This is a genomic window from Kitasatospora sp. NPDC092039 (genome assembly GCF_044756065.1).
Taxonomy (GTDB): domain Bacteria; phylum Actinomycetota; class Actinomycetes; order Streptomycetales; family Streptomycetaceae; genus Kitasatospora.
The window spans coordinates 476,204-493,408 of record NZ_JBIVSD010000001.1; the positions used below are offsets into that span (position 1 = coordinate 476,204).

Sequence of the window (17,205 nt, forward strand, 5' to 3'; positions counted from 1 at the left end):
GTGGGAGCCGGTACGAAGACCCCCTGTCAGGAACGAACCTACCGAACAGAGGTTCCCGGGCGCGCCCTGACGTGGATGCGCTCGCCCTGCGGGCCGAACAGGCTGAGGAACTCCACCGGCTGCGGGCCCGCGTTGCCGAAGGCGTGCGGGGTGCGGGTGTCGAACTCGGCGGCCTCACCGGCCGTCAGCTCCAGGTCATGGGTGCCGAGCACCAACCGCAGCCGTCCGGACAGCACGTACAGCCACTCGTACCCCTCGTGGACCTTCAACTCCAGCTCGGGCCCGGCGTTCCGGCCCGGCGGCACGATGTGCTTGTAGGCGTGCAGCCCGCCCAGGTGCCGGGTGAGCGGGACGATGGTCTGGCCGTTCCTGGTCACGGGGCGCGGGTGGATCCGCGGGTCGCCGGTCGCCGGGGCGCCGACCAGTTCGTCCAGCGGCACCCGGTACTCCCGGGCCAGCGGCAGCAGCAGCTCCAGCGTGGGCTTGCGCTGCCCGGACTCCAGCCGGGACAGCGTGCTGAGCGAGATGCCGGTCGCGGCGGCGAGCTTGGCGAGCGTGGTGCCGCGCTCGCGGCGCAGCGCCCGCAGCCGCGGACCCACTGTGGTGAGGACGTTCTCGAACTCTTCGTCGGCCATGCCTGCAATTTGCCGATACAGCAAGGCCCCTTGTCAATCCGGCACACGGGTGAGGCCCCGGCCGCCACCCCTGGGGGTCACCGCAGCGCGTCCGCCGGCCCGGCCTATCCTCCCGTCATGCGCATCCTCCTCACCCGGGACAGCGTCGCGGCCGGCGACGACGCCGACGCCCCGCACGCCGAGACCGTCGTCCTCCCCGACGGTCTGGACGCCCCGGCGGCGCTCACCGCCCTCGGGCTCCCCCTCCCCCGCCTCCCGCTGATCGGCGGCGGCCGCGCCACCTGGGTGGTGCGCGCCGCCGACGGCTCCCCGCTGGCCGTCCTCGCCCAGCAGTGGCCGCTACCCCGCCCGCTCCCGGCCGGCCGGGGCCCGCTCGACCGCCTGGCCGGAGCGGACGGCACCGTCCGGCTGCACGTCGAGTACCGGCGGCAGCTGGACCCGGAGGCCGAGTACGAGCGGCTGCGGCACGGGTAGGCCCGGGGCGTCAGGGCGCGTGGGGGTACGCCGGGGTGCCCGGGGCGGGTCCGGGCGTCAGGGCGCCTCACGGCCCCAGGGGAGGAACCCGTACTCGTGCACCCACCGCGCGATCGGATCGAACCAGTCCGCGAAGACGAACAGCAGCAGTGCCGCCGCCCCGCCCAACAGCAGGCCGATCGCCACGGCCGTCACCACCATCCCCGCCACCGCCCGCATCGGGCCTCCTCCCCGTCCCCGGAAAGAGTCCCCCGACGCGCCCGCGCGGGTACCGGACGTCCTTGGACCGAGGCCGAGTTGTCACCGTCCGGTGAGGAACGGCGGCCTGCGGGCGGCCCCGCTCGCCGGCACTCGCGGGTCCTACGGCGCGCCGCCCGGCACGTGCCAGGACGCGGGCCCTACAGCCAGTCCCGCTTCTTGAACACCAGGTACAGCCCGGTGCACACCAGCGCCATCAACCCGATCGCGAACGGGTAGCCGAAGGCCCACTTGAGCTCCGGCATCTCCTCGAAGTTCATCCCGTACACCGTGCCGATCAGGGTCGGCGCGAAGAGGATGGCCGCCCAGGAGGAGATCTTCTTGATCTCGTCGTTCTGCGCGTGCCCCGCCTCGGCGAGCTGCTTCATCTCCTCGTTCTGCCGCTGCGAGACCAGCGTCGCGTTGACGGTCAGGATGTTCTGGAGCATCTGCCGGAAGCCGTCCACCCGCTCGGCGGCGTAGGTGGCGTGGTCGGTCACGTCGCGCAGGTAGCGCTGGAGCTCCTCGTCGGTGCCGTACTTGCCGAAGCCCGCCTCCAGGCTCTTCATGATCTCCAGCAGCGGGCGGGTGGCGCGCTGGAACTCGATCACCTCGCGGGACAGTTCGTAGATGCGGCGGGAGACCTGCGGGTCGCCGCCGAACACCTCGGTCTCGATCTCGTCGATGTCGTGCTGGAGGCCGGCGATCACCGGCGCGTAGCCGTCCACCACGGCGTCCAGCACCGCGTACAGCACCGCCTCCGGGCCGAGCGCCAGCAGCTCCGGGTCGTCCTCCAGGCGGCGGCGCACCGCGGACAGGTCCGGGGCCTGGGAGTGGCGGACGGTGATCACGAAGTCGGGGCCGACGAAGAGGTGGATCTCGCCGAAGTCGACCTCCTCCGCCTCGTCCAGGTAGCGGGCGGCGCGCAGCACCACGAACAGGGTGTCGCCGTAGCGCTCCAGCTTCGGCCGCTGGTGGGCGACGATGGCGTCCTCGACGGCCAGCTCGTGCAGGTTGAACCGGTCGGCGGCCTCCAGCAGCTGCGTCTCGGCGGGGCGGAACAGGCCGATCCAGGCCATCGTGCCGGGCCGGTCGGGCAGCTTGCGGTAGATGTCCGCGAGGTCGGTGGGCGCCTCGATCCGGTGGCCGTCCCGGTAGACGGCCGCGTCCACGACGGAACGTTCCAGCGTCACCGGCTCGACCGGCTGGTCCGGGCGCGGGTCCATCGAGTGCTCGGGCGCCGGCTGGGTGTCCGCAGGCCGGACGACGGAACGGGAGAACGGACGCTTGCTCGCGCGCACGGCGCGCACACGCCAGTCGGACATGGCGGGACCTCCACGGGAGTTGCCCGGCCGCCGTACGGAACACGGCGGACCGGAGGCGCCCGGCCGGCCGCCACGCGCACGGCGCGACCGGCGGCGCCTCGCCGGGAGGACGAGGTCAGTGCCGCGCGGGAGCCGTACGGGAGGAGGTGTGCCGGGGGCCGCGAGTGGTGCGGGACAACCGGGATCGGGGCCGACTTCGACCCGTACTACTGCACTCCACAGCTCTCACCTCCTGGGCGCCGAGCGCTCACGCACCGGAAAGGCGCCAGCACAACCCCGTCGAGTCTAGTACCCGCACGCCCCGGGCTCGGACCGGGGCCCCGCCGCAGGCCGCGCCCGGCGCTCGCGGCGCCCGCGTCCGCCCCCGCCCGGCCCGAGTCGGCCCGGTCCGGTCCGGCGTGGCCAGGACGGGCCGGCCAGGCGTCAACCTCCCTGCCCGGCGGGGACGTTCGTCCGGAGCGAAGCGATCACGCGGAGGCGACCGCGCCACTACGCTACGTGTCATGACTTCTTCGGAGAGGGCCCCGGGGCGGGGTACGGCGGTGGTGATCGGCGGCGGGCTGGCCGGGATGGCGGCCGCGTGGGCGCTGCGCGGGTTCGCGGAGCGGATCGTCGTGGTGGAGCGGGACCGGTACCCGGCAGGGCCGCAGTTCCGGGCCGGGGTGCCGCAGGGCCGGCACGCCCACCTGGTGCTGGAGGCCGGGCACCGGCTGCTCGAGGAGATGATGCCCGGCATCAGGCAGGAGCTGGCGGCCGCCGGCGCGCGCCGGGTGTCCGTCTCGGACGTCAAGTGGCTCTGCTCCGCCGGATGGCTGGCCGAGTACCCGGCGCAGATGAGCTTCCTCTCCTGCACCCGGCCGCTGCTGGACTCGTTCGTGCTGGACCGGCTCCGCGCCCACCCCGCGATCGAGCTCCTGGAGGGGACGGACGCGGTCGGACTGCTCGGCTCGGCGACCGCCGTGACCGGGGTGAAGATCCGCGAGCGCGGCCCGGAGCGCGGCGAAGTCCGCGAGATACCGGCGGAGTTGGTGGTGGACGCGACCGGCCGCTCGACCTCGGTGCCGAAGTGGCTCACCGAACTGGGATGCCCGCCGGTGCCCGAGGAGCGGGTGGACGCCGGCGTCTCCTACGCCTCCCGGATCTTCCACCGCCCGGCCGGGGCCGACCTCGGCGACCGGGCGCTCTACATCCAGACCAAGGCCCCCGACGCGCCGCGGCTGGGCGTGCTGCTGCCGGTCGAGGGCGACCGCTGGATCGTCAGCCTCGCCGGGATGCGCGGCGCCGAGCCGGCGGCCGGCGAGGAGGGCTTCACCGAGCACCTGGGCCTGCTGCGCGACCCCCTGCTGCACGAGGTGCTGCGGGACGCCGAACCGGCGGGCGAGGTACGGGGGTTCCACCCCGGCCCGGGCGTGCGCCGGCACTACGAGCGAAGCTGCCCGGACGGGCTGGTGGTGGTCGGCGACGCCGCGAGCACCTTCAACCCGGTGTACGGGCAGGGCGTCACCGTCGCCCTGTTCTGCGCCCGGGAGCTGCGCCGCACCGCCAAGCGGCACGGCGGCATCGGGCACACCACGGCCCGGGCCGCGCGGCGCGCCGTCGCCACGGCGTCCAAGGTCCCGTGGATGATCTCCTGCGCCGAGGACGCCCGCTTCCGCACCACCACCGGCGCACCCTCCGGCGCCCTGATCGAGCTCCAGCACCGCTTCTTCGACAAGGTGCTGGCGGGCAGCACCCGGGACCCGGCGGTCACCAAGGCGTTCCACGAGGTGATGTCGCTGGTGGAGCCGCCGTCGCTGCTGTTCCGGCCCTCGGTGCTCGCGTCGGTCCTGCGGGGCTGAAGGGGACGCGGGGCCGAGGGCGGCCGCCGGGGGCACTGCCGGCGGGCGGTGGGGCCGGCCGCGTCGGGACGGAGCGCCGCCGACGCTACTCCCCGAGGTGCGCGGCGACGTACGGCAGCGCCACCTGCTCCAGGCCGCGCAGGCCGAAGGCGGGGTGGACGTTGACCTCGAAGACCACGCCGCCGCTCTCGGCGGCGAGGTCCACCCCGGCGAGTTCGAGACCCAGGGAGGCGGCCGCCGCGACGGCCGATTCCGCGAGCCCGTCCGGGAGTTCGGTGTAGTCGAGCAGCGTGGAGACGGCTCCCCGGCCCTCGTTGCAGGGCGCGTCCGGGTCCGCCTGGACGTGCTCGACCGCCCGGACCACCCGCCCGTTCAGCACCACCACCCGGTACTGGTGGCGCCGCCCGTCGGGGAGGAAGTTCCGGGCGTCACGGGCGAGCAGCCAGTCCGTCTTGGTCTGCGCGTAGTACCGTGCCGCGGCGTCGAGCTGAGCACCGGTGGTGACGTGGAAGACGTCGTCGCCGCCCATCCCGACGCACGGCCGGGCCCAGACGTCGCCGCCGAGGGCCGCGAACGCCTCGGCGGCGTCCTCCGGGCTCGGCCCGGAGAGCGCGATGCTGGGCATGTGCGGTACGCCGTCCCGGACGAAACGGGCGACGGTGAGGTCCTTCTCGGTGGCCGCCCGCCATGCCGCGGCGTCGGTGCCGAGCGAGCGGGCGCCGAATCCGCGCAGCCGCCGTTGGCAGTCCTCGAACGCCCGGCGCCGGTGCGGCGGGATCTCGTAGACGATCACCGTCTCGGCGGTCACCGTCCGGCCGCCACCCGTCAGCCGGATCCCGCCCGCGTCGTCGGCCTCGATCACGCCGTTGCCGCCGGTCATGAAGTGCCGGGCGTCCAGCTGCACTGGTTCCCGGCCGACCAGCGTCCGCGCGGCGGCGGCGAGCACCTTCCGGCTGCCTTCGGTCGAGCTGTGGTCGGTCAGGAGTACGAGATCGCGTCGGGCCATGCGGCCATGCAAGCGATGACGACGTGGCCACGACAAGACGGCTCCGTGCGCCATCCGCCGCGCGGCGTGGCCGAAACCGCCCCACCGGATCCGGGTGCACCCATCGGTTCGGGTCCGTCCGTCAATTCGGATGCGCCGATTCCCCTCCACGCGCTACCGTGACCCTCATGTCTACGCCCCGAATCTCCTAGCCGACGGCCCGCTTCCACGCCACCCGTCTGTTCGCTAGCCGTTTCGGAGCGTTACCCCATGATCACCACCCGTGGTGTCGACGTGCGCGTCGGCGCCCGCCTGCTGCTGTCCGACGTCACCCTGCACATCGCCCCCGGCGACCGGATCGGCCTGGTCGGCCGCAACGGCGCCGGCAAGACCACCCTGCTCGCCACCCTGGCCGGACAGCTGGCACCCGCCGCCGGCACGGTCACCCGGACCGGCGCCGTCGGCTACCTCCCGCAGGACTCCCGCGCCGCCGATCCGTCGGCCACCGTCACCGACCGCATCCTGTCCGCCCGCGGCCTGGACACCGCCGTCCAGGCCCTGCGCGCCGCCGAGGCGGCGATGGCCCGGGCCGGATCGCCGGCCGAGGAGCGCCGGGCGATGGACGCGTACGTCAGGGCCGAGGCCGGGTTTCAGTCCCGCGGGGGCTACGCCGCCGAGGCCGAGGCCGCCCGGGTCGCGGCCGGGCTCGGCCTGCCCACCCGGGTGATGGACTCCCCCGTCGGAACGCTCTCCGGCGGCCAGCGCCGCCGGGTCGAACTGGCCCGCATCCTCTTCGCCGACCACGGCACCCTGCTGCTGGACGAGCCCACCATCCACCTGGACGCCGACGCCGTCGCCTGGCTGCGCGGCTTCCTCGCCGCCCACCAGGGCGGGCTGGTGCTGATCAGCCACGACCTCGGCCTGCTGGCGGAGACCGTCAACCGGGTCTTCCACCTGGACCCGCAGCGCGCCGTGATCGACGTCCACAACACGGGCTGGCAGGCCTACCTGACCCAGCGCGCCGCCGACGAGCGCCGCCGTACCCGCGAGCGGGCCAACGCCGAGCGCAAGGCCGCCTCCCTGCACGCGCAGGCCGACCGGATGCGGGCCAACGTCGCCACCGCGACCACCGCCCGCAGCATGGCCCGCCGGGCCGACCGGATGCTCGCCGAGCTGGAACCCGTCCGGCAGGCCGAGCGCACCGCCCGGATCCGGCTGCCCGAGCCCGCCCCGTGCGGCCGGATGCCGCTCGGCGCGGTCAGCCTCGCCAAGTCCTACGCCGGGCGGCCCGTGCTGACCGGCCTGGACCTGGCCGTGGACCGCGGGAGCCGACTGGTCGTGCTCGGGCTGAACGGGGCCGGCAAGACCACCCTGCTGCGCATCCTGGCCGGCCGGGAGACGCCGGACTCCGGCCGGGTCGTCCCCGGCACCGGCCTGCGGCTCGGCTACTTCGCCCAGGAGCACGACACCCTCGACCCGGCGCTCAGCGTGCGCGACAACCTCGCCGCGGCCGCGCCCGGTCTGACCGACGGCGAACTGCGGCACGTGCTCGGCGCGTTCCTCTTCCGGGGCGACGACGCCGACAAGCCGGCCGCGGTGCTCTCCGGCGGCGAGAAGACCCGGCTCGCCCTGGCCGCCCTGGTGCACTCCGGCGCCAACGTCCTGCTGCTGGACGAGCCGACCAACAACCTCGATCCGGCCTCCCGTACGGAGGTCCTGGCGGCGGTCGGCGCCTACCCCGGCGCGATCGTGATGGTCACCCACGACCCGGGTGCCATCGAGGCGCTCCGGCCGGACCGCGTGCTGTTGCTGCCGGACGGCGACGAGGACCTCTGGCACGACGCGTACCTGGACCTGGTCGCGCAGTCCTGAGGCCCGGCGCCGGCCCGCCGGGGCTGCGGCCGGGCGGGCCTCCTCGTGGCGGGATTCCTTCCTGCGGGCTTCCTCCCGGCGGCGAGAACGCCGGGCGCGCCGCCACCCTGGCGGTGGGCGGCGTCCTGCCCGCGGCACCGGCCGTCTGACGCCTGATGCCTGACACCCGACGCGGTCGGGCGTCAGGCATCAGGCATCAGGGGTCTGGCGTCGGGCGTCAGGCGTCAGGCGTCGGGCGTCAGGCGTCGGGCGTCAGGCGTCAGGCGTCAGGCGTCAGGCGTCAGGCGTCAGGCGGAACGGCAGGATCAGAAGGTTAGGTTCCAGGCGTCGATCGTGCCGGTGTCGCCGGAGGCGCCGTCCTTCACCCGGAGCTTCCAGGTGCCGTTCGCCGCACTCGCCGAGGCGTTGACGGTGTAGGCCTTGGCCACGTTGTCGGTGCCGTCGCTGTTCGGGAAGTCCTCCAGGAGGTAGACCGTGCCGTTCGGGGCGACGAGCGAGAGGACCAGGTCACCGCGGTAGGTGTGCTTGATGTCCACGCCGACCTTGAGCGTCGCGGGCGCGTTGCCGGTGACGCCGGTGACGGTGAGCGGGCTCTCCACCGTGGTGTTGTCGGCGATCGCCACGTCGGCGGTGTTCTCGAAGTACTTGCCGGTGGGCGGGGTGCCGCCGCCGACGGCCTTCAGCGCGTCGACCTGGCCCTCGCCGAAGAAGGCGTTGTTGGCGGTGGTGCCGGTGCAGCGGCTGTCGGAGGCGGGGCAGGCCAGGTCGTTGGCCTGGCTCGCCAGCCGGGACCGGATGTCGGCCGGGGTGAGCGAGGGGTCGGCACTGGCGATCAGCGCGGCGACGCCGGTGACGTGCGGGGAGGCCATCGAGGTGCCGCTCTTGGTGCCGTACTTGCCGCCGGGCAGGGTCGAGTAGACGCCGGTGGAACCGTCGCCGCCGGGCGCCGCGACGTCGATGACGCCCCGTCCGAAGTTGGAGTAGGAGGCCTTGCCGCTGCCGCTGCCCGTGGCAGCGACGGTCACCACACCCGGGAGTTCGGTGGGGATGTCGAGGCAGGCGTTGCTGATGGTCCGGGTGGTGGGGGTCGAGTCGTTCGGGCTCTCGGTGTCGGTGGTCTTGTTCGCCAGGTCGTAGTCGGAGTTGCCGGCCGCCGCGACCTGCAGCGAGCCCTTGCCCTCGGCGTACTCCTGGGCGCGCTTGACGCCCTCGATGAGGGCCGCCTGGTCGAGGTCGTCCGGGCAGTTGAACTGCCACGGGTCGGTGTAGTAGCTGTTGTTGGTGACCTTGAAGCCGTGGTCACCGGCCCAGACGAAGCCGCAGACGGTGTTCTCGGCGAAGAACAGCGTGCTGGTCGGCTCGGCGATCCGGACCGAGGCGACCTTCACGCCCGGCGCGACGCCGATGACGCCCTTGCCGTTCTTCGCGGCCGCGATGGTGCCGGCGACGTGGGTGCCGTGGGTGTCCACGTCCCGCCAGGCGCCGCTGCGGGTGTCGGGCTTGCCGTAGGCGCAGGAGACCGAGTCGGCGGCGTCGAAGTTCGGCGCGATGTCCTGGTGCTGGTCGTCCACACCGGTGTCGAGCACGCCGACCTTGACGGTCGGCGAGCCGGTGCTGACGCTCCAGGCCTGGTCCGCCTTGATCTGGGTCATGTCCCAGCGGTTGGACTCGGTGAGCGTGGTGGCCGACTGGGCCGGGTTGGCGGGCAGGGCCGGGCTGTAGGCGTCGGCCGGCACGTCGGAGGTACGGGTCGCGCCGACCTGCTGGATGCCGGTGACGGAGCGCAGCGCGGCGGCGAAGCCGGTACTGGTGGAGTGGGCGACGATGACGCCGATCGCGTCGTAGCTCGCGAAGACCGTACCGCCCTTCGCGGCGACGGCGGCCTTGGCAGCGGCGATGTCGGCGGGGGCGCTGATCACCAGGTAGGCCCGGGTGCCGGCGGCCCAGCCGGCCGCGGTGCCCGCGACGGCGGGGGCGGCGGAGGCGGCGGGGGCCTGGACGGCGGGCGCGGAGACACCGCCGGGGACGGTGGGGGTGGTGGTAGAGGTGGCGGCGGTCGCGAACGCGGTGGGGGTGGCGAGCGCCATGGCCGAGAGCACGGCGAGGGCTGCGGCCGGGCGGCCGAGCCGCCGGGATATCAGGGGTGACACGTGTCCTCCGATTCGTCCCATGCGTGAGGGGGATCGCACGGGAATTGAAGGAAACATGCCAGATTGAACCGGACTTGGGGAAGACTTTACACCTGACGACTTCTCACGGAGGCGTTACGTTTTGATGTCACGGGGCCCACGACTGCACCCCGGATGAGGTGCTCCACAACGGTTGTTCACGGCGTCGACCCACCAGCGCTCGACACCGGCCGGGGGCGCCGTCATGACTCGGTTCCGGGCGTCATCAACGTCCGGAACCGGCGCCGGCCCTGTCCGAGGGTGTGGGGAGGCAGGCGACAACCCGGGCCGCCCAGACGATCGCCTCCCCGAACGGCCTCAGCCCTGCTTGGCCTGGGCCTCCTTGGCGGACGCCTCCAGCCGGTTCCAGTAAGCCTGGTACCACGCCTCGTCGCCGCCGTCCATGTTGCTGTTCTCCTGCTTCATGCCGACCTTGCCGTCGATCAGCTCCCGGACGATGTCGGCGTGGCCGGCGTGCCGGTTCGTCTCGGCCGTCATGTGCAGCATGATCCGCTGGAGCGTCACGTCTCCGCTGTCACCCCACCACTCGACGTGGCCCATCGCGTCGAGCGGTAGCGCCTCGATCGTCGCGTCCGCGTGCGCCCAGGCACGGCGGTAGAGGCCGAGAACGTCCTCGCGCGACTCGTCGGCGGTTGCCCACATGTCCGAGTTGGGCTCGGCGCCCTCCTCGTGCCAGGGGAGGGACTCGTTGTGCGGGCGCCCGAAGGTCGGGCCGAAGTACCCGAACTCGACGCTGGCGAGGTGCTTGACGAGACCGAGGAGGTTGGTGCCGGTCGGCGTCAGGGGGCGGCGGATGTCGTACTCGGACAACCCTTCCAGCTTCCAGACGATGGCTTCGCGGGCTGCCTTCAGGTAGCGGTGCAGGTCGTCCTTGGGATCATTGGGCTTCATGGGAGCGAGTCTCCCATCACCGGTCGGCAGCGGTCGCGTGAGTTTACCGGGCCGGCCAGGACGCATCGGCCGGCGCGGGGCCCTCGGCACCGCCGACCGACCGTCCAGGAGCCCTGGTGCGGCAGGCACACGGAGGGCGATCAGCCCGCTCAGCTCGATCACTCCGGCCACCGGCTCGGCCGTCCGTGTCGGCCGGTCGGATTCGGTCGGTCGGAGTGATGGCGAGGCGGGGCGGCGGGGCGTCCTTTCGGTCCTCGCCCGATACCCGTCGCATGCGCCCGCCTCCTCGGTGGCCGCGAAAACCGGTACTCCGCGCCGGTGCGCCCGGGCGAGGATTGCGACGTGGCGGACGGACCCGGTCATCGCGCTTCACTCGGTGCCGTGCCGCAGCCTTGGCACTTCCGCTGTCCGCCGTCCGCCGTCCCCCTGACGCCCTCTTCCCGCTCCGCCGACGTCCCGTGGAGGCCCCGCCGCCATGACCCAGTCCTCCCTCGGTCGCTTCTACGACGATTTCGCCGACGACTACCACCTCCTCTACGGCGACTGGAACGCCGCGCTCGCCCGGCAGGGCGCCGCGCTGGACGCCCTGATCCGCGCGGGCCTCGGCGACCGCCCCGCCGAGCTGCTGGACTGCGCCTGCGGCATCGGCACCCAGGCGATCGGCCTGGCCGCGCGCGGCCACCGCGTCACCGGCACCGACCTCAGCCCGGTCGCCGTCGCCCGCGCCGCCGCCGAGGCCGCCGAACGCGGCCTCCAGCTGCCCGCCGCGGCGGCCGACATGCGGGAACTCTCCTTCCCGGACGGCCGGTTCGACGTCGTGGTCTGCGCCGACAACGCGCTGCCCCACCTGCTCACGGCCGAGGACGTCCGCGCCGCGCTCGGTGAGATGCGGCGGGTCCTACGCCCGGGCGGACTACTGCTGGCCACCACCCGCCCGTACGACGAGCTGCGCCGCACCCGGCCCGCCTCCACCGCGCCGCAGACCGCCGAGCACGGCGGCCGACGGTCGGTCGCCTTCCAGCTCTGGCAGTGGCACGAGGACGGCGAGCGGTACGACCTGGAACTCTTCCAGCTCCTGCCGGACACGAGCGGTCAGTGGCAGGTCTCCGTCCGACGCTCCACCTACTGGGCGCTCACCCGGGAGCAGTTGAACGCCTTCGCCACCGAGGCCGGCCTGGCCGGTGTCCACTGGGAGCGGCCCGCCGACACCGGCTTCTTCCAGCCCGTCCTGATCGCCCGGGCTCCCTGACGTCCCGCTCCCTACTCCCCCTCACCTCTCCGAGCGTCCCGACGTCCTGACGCCTTGACGTCTTGGCGGCCGCAGGCGCAGCTCTTCACACCCGCAGTTTTGCCGACACATGTTAATTTTTACTCATGCGAGTAAAACCTGACCCGGCCCCTGCCCCTCCCCCGGCCGGCCACGGCTCCGGCCGGAGCGTCACCACCGATGCGCGGCGCACCCAGATCGTCGCCGCCGCGATCGAGACCGTCGCCGAACTCGGCTACGGCCGGGCCTCGTTCGCCCAGATCGCCAAGCGGGCGAGGCTCTCCAGCGTGCGGCTGATCTCGTACCACTTCCAGGACAAGGAGGACCTCTTCCAGGCCCTCGTCGACACCGTCCAGGAGGCGGCCCGGACCTTCATGCAGCCGCGCATCCACGCGCGTACCGGACCGGCCGCACAACTGGCCGCCTACATCGAGGCGAACCTGGAGTTCCTGGCGGAGCACCCGGTCGAGGTGCGCGCGCTGGTTGACGTCCTCGCCAACGCGCGCCGGGAGGACGGCGCCCCGCTGGTCAGCACGGCGGGCTTCGACACCCCCGTGGCGCTGCTGGTGCAGCATCTACGGGCCGGGCAGCTCAGCGGTGACTTCCGACCGTTCGACGCCGGGGCGATGGCCACGGCGATCCGCGCCTCGATCGACGCGGCCGCCAGCCGGCTGTCCACCGGGGACGACTTCGACGCCCGTTCCTACGGGCGCGAGCTGGTCACCCTCTTCGCGCTCGCGACCAGGAACGAGGAGGCGAAGTGACCATCCACGTCACCCCACGCCGAACCGCCGTGCTGTTACCCCTGCTGATCGACCTCGGCCTGCCGCTCGCCGTCTACTACGGGCTGCGCGCGGCGGGCCTGAACCAGTGGTGGTGCCTGCTCTGGTCCGCCGCCGTACCCGCCGTCACCGTGCTCGTACGGCTGGTCCGCACCCGTCGGGTCGACTTCCTGGCCCTGCTGGTCCTGAGCATGATCCTCCTCGGTCTGGTGCTCTCCGTGCTCACCGGCGACCCGCGCACCCTGCTGATCCGCGAGGCCTGGACGGGCATGCTCGGCGGACTCGTCGGCATCTGGCTGCTGGCCTCCGTCGGCTACGGCCGCCCGGCCCTGATGGTGGTCTTCCGTTCCTTCGTGCGGGCCAAGGCGGGCGAGGACGGGCTGCGCGCCTGGGAAGCCCGCTGGGAGCAGGACGCCGCGTTCCGCCGCGGCCTCCGGGTGCTCACCCTCGCCTGGGGCGCCGCCAGCCTGCTCAACGCCGTCGCCCAACTCGCCTTCGCCTACCTCCTTCCGGTCGACGCCGCCCCGGCCGCCATGAACCTGAGCTGGCCGGTGATCGCCGCGCCGCTGCTCCTCTTCCACCTCGTGTACACCAAGCGCCGCGACCTGCGGGCCTGACCGGAGCGGACCGACCCGCGATCACCGGGCCGCTGGGACAGCCGAGCCCGCCGAAACCACCTTCTCCACTGCCCTCGAACAGCACACCGTCCTCACCGTCGCCCAGAGGCGCCGGCGACCACCGCGCCCCATGGCGCGGCAGCTCCGCAGCACCACGGTGCCCCGACTGGCTGGAGCGGACCCTGACTGAAGGCCTCAGCGGGCCGCTCTCCTCCTCCCCTACCGGCCCATTGCCATCACCGCCTCCGCGACCAGGCCCGCGCCGTCCTCCTTCGCCATCGCGCGGGCCGCCTCCTGCGCCCGTTCCCGCAGCCGCCGCCCCTCGGCGGCCTGACGGACGGCCTCCGCCAGCCGGTCGGCGGTCAGGCCGGCGAAAGGGATCGGAGCGGTGGCGGCACCGAGTCGGGTGAGTCGCCCGGCCCAGAACGGCTGGTCCGCCGTCACCGGCACCGGGACGCTCGGCACGCCCGCGCGCAGCGCCGCAGCCGCCGTGCCCGCGCCCGCGTGGTGGACGACGGCCGCCATGTGCGGGAACAGCCGGGCGTGCGGCAGTTCGCCGACCGTCAGCACGTCGTCGCCCTCGCCGGCGATCCCGGCCCAGCCGGCCTGCACCACGCCCCGGACGCCCGCCCGCCGCAGGGCCTCCACCGCCAGGGCGCTCAGCCGCCGGCCCTGTCCCGCCGCCATGCTGCCGAAGCCGATGAACACCGGCGGCGGCCCGGCCCGCAGGAAATCCTCGACCTCGGCCGGGAGGCAGTACTCCTCCGCCACGTGCGGCCACCAGTTGCCGACCACCCGCAGCCCCTCCCGCCAGTCGGCCGGGCGCGGCACGACGGTCGGACTGAAGCCGTGCAGCACCGGCCAGTTCGCCCGCTCCACGGCCCGCCGTCGCGCGGTCTGGGAGAGCGCCGGAAGGCCCAGCCGCGACCGCAACCGGCGTGCGGCCTCCGCGTGCAGACGGTCGACGACCCGCAGACCGAGCGCCCCCGCCGCCCGGTTGCCCCAGCTCCCCAGCGAGCGGCCGCCCCCGACGACCGGCGGGAACTCCCGCGTCGGCAGCGTGGGTTGGAGGTAGACCCCCGCACTGGGGACCTCCATCGCCTCCGCGAGGTGCCAGCCCAGCGGCGCGGTGGTGGTGCCGAGCAGGAGCAGATCGGCTCCGGGTGCGGCGGCGTCCGCGAGCGCGTCGCCGAGCTGCCCGATGAACGCCGCGGCCCGTGCGAGCAGTTCGGAGCGCCCACCAGCCGACCCGGCGCCCGCCCCGCGCGGGTCGACCGGGAGCGGGCGGAAGTCGAGGCCGCTGTCGGCCACCAGCCCGCGGAAGGCCTCGGGCGCCCCGAGCGCGACCTCGTGCCCCGCGTCGCGCAGCCGCGCCCCGAGGCCCGTGTACGGGGCGACGTCGCCGTGCGATCCGGCGGCCGTGACGAGGATCCTCATCGGGCCACCCCGTCGACGTCGCTCTGGTCGTGCCGCTCGGCGTCGTACCGCTCGGCGTTGGCGCCGATAACCGCGCGGAGGTAGCCGGCCAGGCCGGGGCGTTGCTCGGCCGGCGGGACGACGAGGGCGAAGGCGCGGGCGTCCGCCTCGTAGTCGTCGGCGATCCGGCAGTGCATCTCCGGCGGGCAGGGCGTGAACCACCGGGTGATGTGCTGCCGGTGCTGCTCGGCGAGGTCGAGCACCGTCCGGTGGTCGACCGGCAGCCCCTCGTCGAAGGCCGCCAGCAGCCGGACCCGCCACTCCGCCGCCTCCGCCATCAGCTGCTGCCAGTCCTCCTTGGAGTGGGTGGCGGCGCGGGCCAGGGCCTCCTGGTGGCTGTCCCGACCGCCCCACTTGAGGTGGGCGTCGGCCGCGTAGCTGAGGTCGAAGACCACGTCCCCGAAGACCTCGAAGCGCTCCTCCGGGGTCAGCTCGACCCCGGTGCGCTGCACCTCGATGGCCCGCTCGGCGACGTCGACCAGCTTCTGCAGGCGGCCGATCTGCTCGGTGAGGGCCTGTCGTCTCGCCAGCAGGTGGTCGAGCGCGTTGGCCTGCGGGTCCGCCAGGATGTCGGCGATCTCGTCGAGCGGGAAGCCGAGTTCCCGGTAGAAGAGGATCTGCTGGAGCCTGGCGAGGTCCGCGCCGTTGTAGAGCCGGTAGCCGGCCGGGCTGCGCTCACTGGGCGAGAGCAGCCCGGACCGGTCGTAGTAGTGCAGGGTCCGGATCGTGACCCCGGCGAAGCCGGAGACCTGGCCCACCGACCAGCTCATGCGTCCCTCCGATCATCCGTGCGTTCACTGCGCCCCACCGTGCGGCCTGACGTGGGGTAAGGGTCAACACGCGCAGCCCGGGGGCCTGCTCCGGATGCCGGGAGGCACCCCCGGTCAGGTCTCGCGCTGCGGGTGGTAGGCGCTCTCGGGTATGCCGAAGGTCCAGGCGACCCCGGCTCGCGCGGTGCGGGTGCTCGGCGGGACGCGCAGCCAGTAGGTGCGGTGGGTGCCGTCCGGCTCGGGGGTGGAATTGACCACCTCGACCATCACCACCGGCTCGTCGTCGGGCAGGACGATCCGCCACAGCACCCCGGTCTCGTCGCGGTGGACGGGCTCGGCGCCGGAGTCGGTCAAGTAGCGCTCGTAGCCGTAGTGCTCCAGCAGGACGCGGCGCAGTTCGGCGTTCTCCTCGGTGCGGATCCGCTCGACCGTCACCCCGGCGAGGCCGGCCAGGAACTCCGCCGGCACGGGCATGCCGCGCCAGGCGTGCAGCGCGAAGCCGTCGGCGTACTCCAGTGCCGGGCCGTCCGCCCGGTCGAGCCGTCCGGCCTCGTCGCGGTGCAGGGCGGTCGGCCGCTCGCTGAGCAGCGCGACGTCCCGGTACGGCCACCACCAGCCGACCTCCCGGGCCAGCTCGGCGAGCGGTGCGACGGCGCCGGCGCTCGGCCCGGCGGCCTCGAAGGCGGCGAACCACGGCGCGTCGTGCTGACCGCGCACGGCGTCCAGCAGGGCGAGCCGGACGGTGGTGCGCCGGCCCCGGGCGTCCTCGGCCACGGCCGCGTCCTCCTCCCGGTCGGCCTCGGGGGCGAGCCGGTCGAGCACCGCGTTGCGCAGCCGGTCGGCGAGCGGGGTGGTGACCGGGCCGAGCTCACCGCCGGTCAGCGCCCAGTGGCCCGCCCACCCCACGGTGCCGACCTGTTCGACGGCCCGTCGCCTGGCCTCCTCCCAGGGCCCGGTGCGCACGGCCTCGCGCACGCTCTCGGCACCGGCGGCCCGCAGTGCCAGCGCCGCCTCGGTCGCGGCGAGCGGCGAGTCGAACCAGCGGACGGCCGCGGGCCCGGGCAGCCCGGCCGCCCGGTACGCGGCCCGGACGGCGCGCTCGGCCGCCGCCCGGTCGCCGGCCCCGGTGGCGGCCGCGGCCGCCCGCCAGCGGGCCGTGACCTCGGCCGGCCCGGGCAGCGCCCGTGCCTCCGTCCGGCCGCCGTGGACCTCGTGGTGGAACACCGTCTCCATCCCTGCTCCGTTCCCGGCCGGGCTCCCCACCCGGCCGTCCGTTCCCGTTCCGTGCCGCGGCCCCGGCCGCGCCCTGCCGTCGTGTCCGCACCCGCCCGCCGACCCCCGTGCGGCGGGCGGAGCCGTCGTCAGTCCGCCACCACCCGCACCGCGCCCGGCACGTACTCGCGCTGGCGGACCACCCGGTACCAGCCCCGGGGCAGCGGTATCGCGGCGTGCTCCTCGTGCACCACCCGGCCGCCCTCGGGCAGGTGCAGCCAGCCCGCGCCGAACGGCCCGGTCTCGCGGCGCAGCTCGCCGGGGCCGACCACGGCGTGGGCGTGCCCGGTGACCTCGCCGAGCGCGAGCACCATCCGACCCCGCGCGTCCCGGGGCTGCACGGCCAGCTCGGCCACCCGCGGCGGGACCGCGTCCTCCTCGACCGGCACGATCAGTACATCGCCCTGGCGGTACATCAGTCCTCCCTCGCCGTACGGCCGGACCCCGACGGACGCCGGAACCCGCGGCTCCGCCGCACCTGCCGCGGTCACTCTCCGGAGCCAGGACCCGAACATAGGGCAAGGGTCTGACAACGCGCCCGGGCGGCGACCCGGCCACCGGATTGTCAGTCCCTG

General features: G+C 74.2%; 16 protein-coding genes. 6 read left to right on the top strand and 10 right to left on the bottom strand.

What is annotated here, in order from left to right:
• Positions 1-38: 38 nt before the first annotated feature.
• Positions 39-635 (bottom strand): helix-turn-helix domain-containing protein, encoded by a 597-nt coding sequence (locus ACIQI7_RS02065; protein ID WP_387757090.1) that lies wholly within the window; start codon positions 633-635, stop codon positions 39-41.
• Positions 636-752: 117 nt separating this feature from the next.
• Between ACIQI7_RS02065 and ACIQI7_RS02070 the strand changes: the two genes are divergently transcribed.
• A complete protein-coding gene (locus ACIQI7_RS02070) occupies positions 753-1,109 on the top strand; it encodes a hypothetical protein (protein WP_401103954.1) in 357 nt (118 codons plus the stop codon).
• Between the two features lie 57 nt (positions 1,110-1,166).
• Here the strand turns inward: ACIQI7_RS02070 and ACIQI7_RS02075 are convergent, their stop codons facing one another.
• Positions 1,167-1,328 carry a hypothetical protein gene (locus ACIQI7_RS02075; RefSeq protein WP_401103955.1) on the bottom strand — a complete coding sequence of 54 codons (162 nt, stop codon included), beginning with the start codon at positions 1,326-1,328 and terminating at the stop codon, positions 1,167-1,169.
• A 179-nt stretch (positions 1,329-1,507) separates the two neighbouring features.
• Positions 1,508-2,671, bottom strand: a complete 1,164-nt coding sequence (locus ACIQI7_RS02080; protein ID WP_401103956.1) for a magnesium and cobalt transport protein CorA — start codon at positions 2,669-2,671, stop codon at positions 1,508-1,510.
• 503 nt (positions 2,672-3,174) lie between these two features.
• On the opposite strand from ACIQI7_RS02080, the gene ACIQI7_RS02085 reads away from it, so the two are divergent.
• Entirely contained in the window at positions 3,175-4,509 is a 1,335-nt protein-coding gene (locus ACIQI7_RS02085; protein WP_401103958.1) for an NAD(P)/FAD-dependent oxidoreductase, read from the top strand.
• 85 nt (positions 4,510-4,594) lie between these two features.
• Here ACIQI7_RS02085 and ACIQI7_RS02090 read toward each other — a convergent pair whose 3' ends face one another.
• Positions 4,595-5,515 (bottom strand): RimK family alpha-L-glutamate ligase, encoded by a 921-nt coding sequence (locus ACIQI7_RS02090; protein ID WP_401103960.1) that lies wholly within the window; start codon positions 5,513-5,515, stop codon positions 4,595-4,597.
• A gap of 249 nt (positions 5,516-5,764) precedes the next feature.
• On the opposite strand from ACIQI7_RS02090, the gene ACIQI7_RS02095 reads away from it, so the two are divergent.
• Positions 5,765-7,366 carry an ABC-F family ATP-binding cassette domain-containing protein gene (locus ACIQI7_RS02095; protein ID WP_401103962.1) on the top strand — a complete coding sequence of 534 codons (1,602 nt, stop codon included), beginning with the start codon at positions 5,765-5,767 and terminating at the stop codon, positions 7,364-7,366.
• A 305-nt stretch (positions 7,367-7,671) separates the two neighbouring features.
• On the opposite strand, the gene ACIQI7_RS02100 is transcribed toward ACIQI7_RS02095, so the two are convergent.
• A complete protein-coding gene (locus ACIQI7_RS02100) occupies positions 7,672-9,465 on the bottom strand; it encodes a S8 family peptidase (protein ID WP_401104540.1) in 1,794 nt (597 codons plus the stop codon).
• 387 nt (positions 9,466-9,852) lie between these two features.
• Positions 9,853-10,446, bottom strand: coding sequence for a DinB family protein (locus ACIQI7_RS02105; protein WP_401103964.1), 594 nt, complete (start codon positions 10,444-10,446; stop codon positions 9,853-9,855).
• A 475-nt stretch (positions 10,447-10,921) separates the two neighbouring features.
• Between ACIQI7_RS02105 and ACIQI7_RS02110 the strand changes: the two genes are divergently transcribed.
• The 3 genes from ACIQI7_RS02110 (at position 10,922) to ACIQI7_RS02120 (ending at position 13,112) form a co-directional block, all read left to right on the top strand.
• The gene (locus ACIQI7_RS02110; protein WP_401103966.1) at positions 10,922-11,695 is read left to right on the top strand and encodes a class I SAM-dependent methyltransferase; all 774 of its coding nucleotides are present in this window, start codon (positions 10,922-10,924) and stop codon (positions 11,693-11,695) included.
• Between the two features lie 125 nt (positions 11,696-11,820).
• Positions 11,821-12,477 (top strand): TetR/AcrR family transcriptional regulator, encoded by a 657-nt coding sequence (locus ACIQI7_RS02115; protein WP_401103968.1) that lies wholly within the window; start codon positions 11,821-11,823, stop codon positions 12,475-12,477.
• Positions 12,474-13,112, top strand: a complete 639-nt coding sequence (locus ACIQI7_RS02120) for a VC0807 family protein (RefSeq protein WP_401103970.1) — start codon at positions 12,474-12,476, stop codon at positions 13,110-13,112. Before ACIQI7_RS02115 ends, ACIQI7_RS02120 begins: the two co-directional genes overlap by 4 nt.
• 219 nt (positions 13,113-13,331) lie before the next feature.
• Here ACIQI7_RS02120 and ACIQI7_RS02125 read toward each other — a convergent pair whose 3' ends face one another.
• The 4 genes from ACIQI7_RS02125 to ACIQI7_RS02140 all read right to left on the bottom strand — a co-directional run bounded on the left by ACIQI7_RS02125 (position 13,332) and on the right by ACIQI7_RS02140 (position 17,046).
• Positions 13,332-14,549 (bottom strand): glycosyltransferase, encoded by a 1,218-nt coding sequence (locus tag ACIQI7_RS02125; RefSeq protein WP_401103972.1) that lies wholly within the window; start codon positions 14,547-14,549, stop codon positions 13,332-13,334.
• Positions 14,546-15,358 carry a MerR family transcriptional regulator gene (locus tag ACIQI7_RS02130; protein ID WP_401103974.1) on the bottom strand — a complete coding sequence of 271 codons (813 nt, stop codon included), beginning with the start codon at positions 15,356-15,358 and terminating at the stop codon, positions 14,546-14,548. The genes ACIQI7_RS02125 and ACIQI7_RS02130 overlap by 4 nt, the downstream gene beginning before the upstream one ends.
• A gap of 114 nt (positions 15,359-15,472) precedes the next feature.
• On the bottom strand, positions 15,473-16,591 hold the full coding sequence (locus ACIQI7_RS02135) for a DUF6745 domain-containing protein (RefSeq protein ID WP_401103976.1): 1,119 nt from the start codon (positions 16,589-16,591) through the stop codon (positions 15,473-15,475).
• 128 nt (positions 16,592-16,719) lie between these two features.
• Positions 16,720-17,046 carry a hypothetical protein gene (locus ACIQI7_RS02140; RefSeq protein ID WP_387753247.1) on the bottom strand — a complete coding sequence of 109 codons (327 nt, stop codon included), beginning with the start codon at positions 17,044-17,046 and terminating at the stop codon, positions 16,720-16,722.
• Between the last annotated feature and the right edge of the window lie 159 nt (positions 17,047-17,205).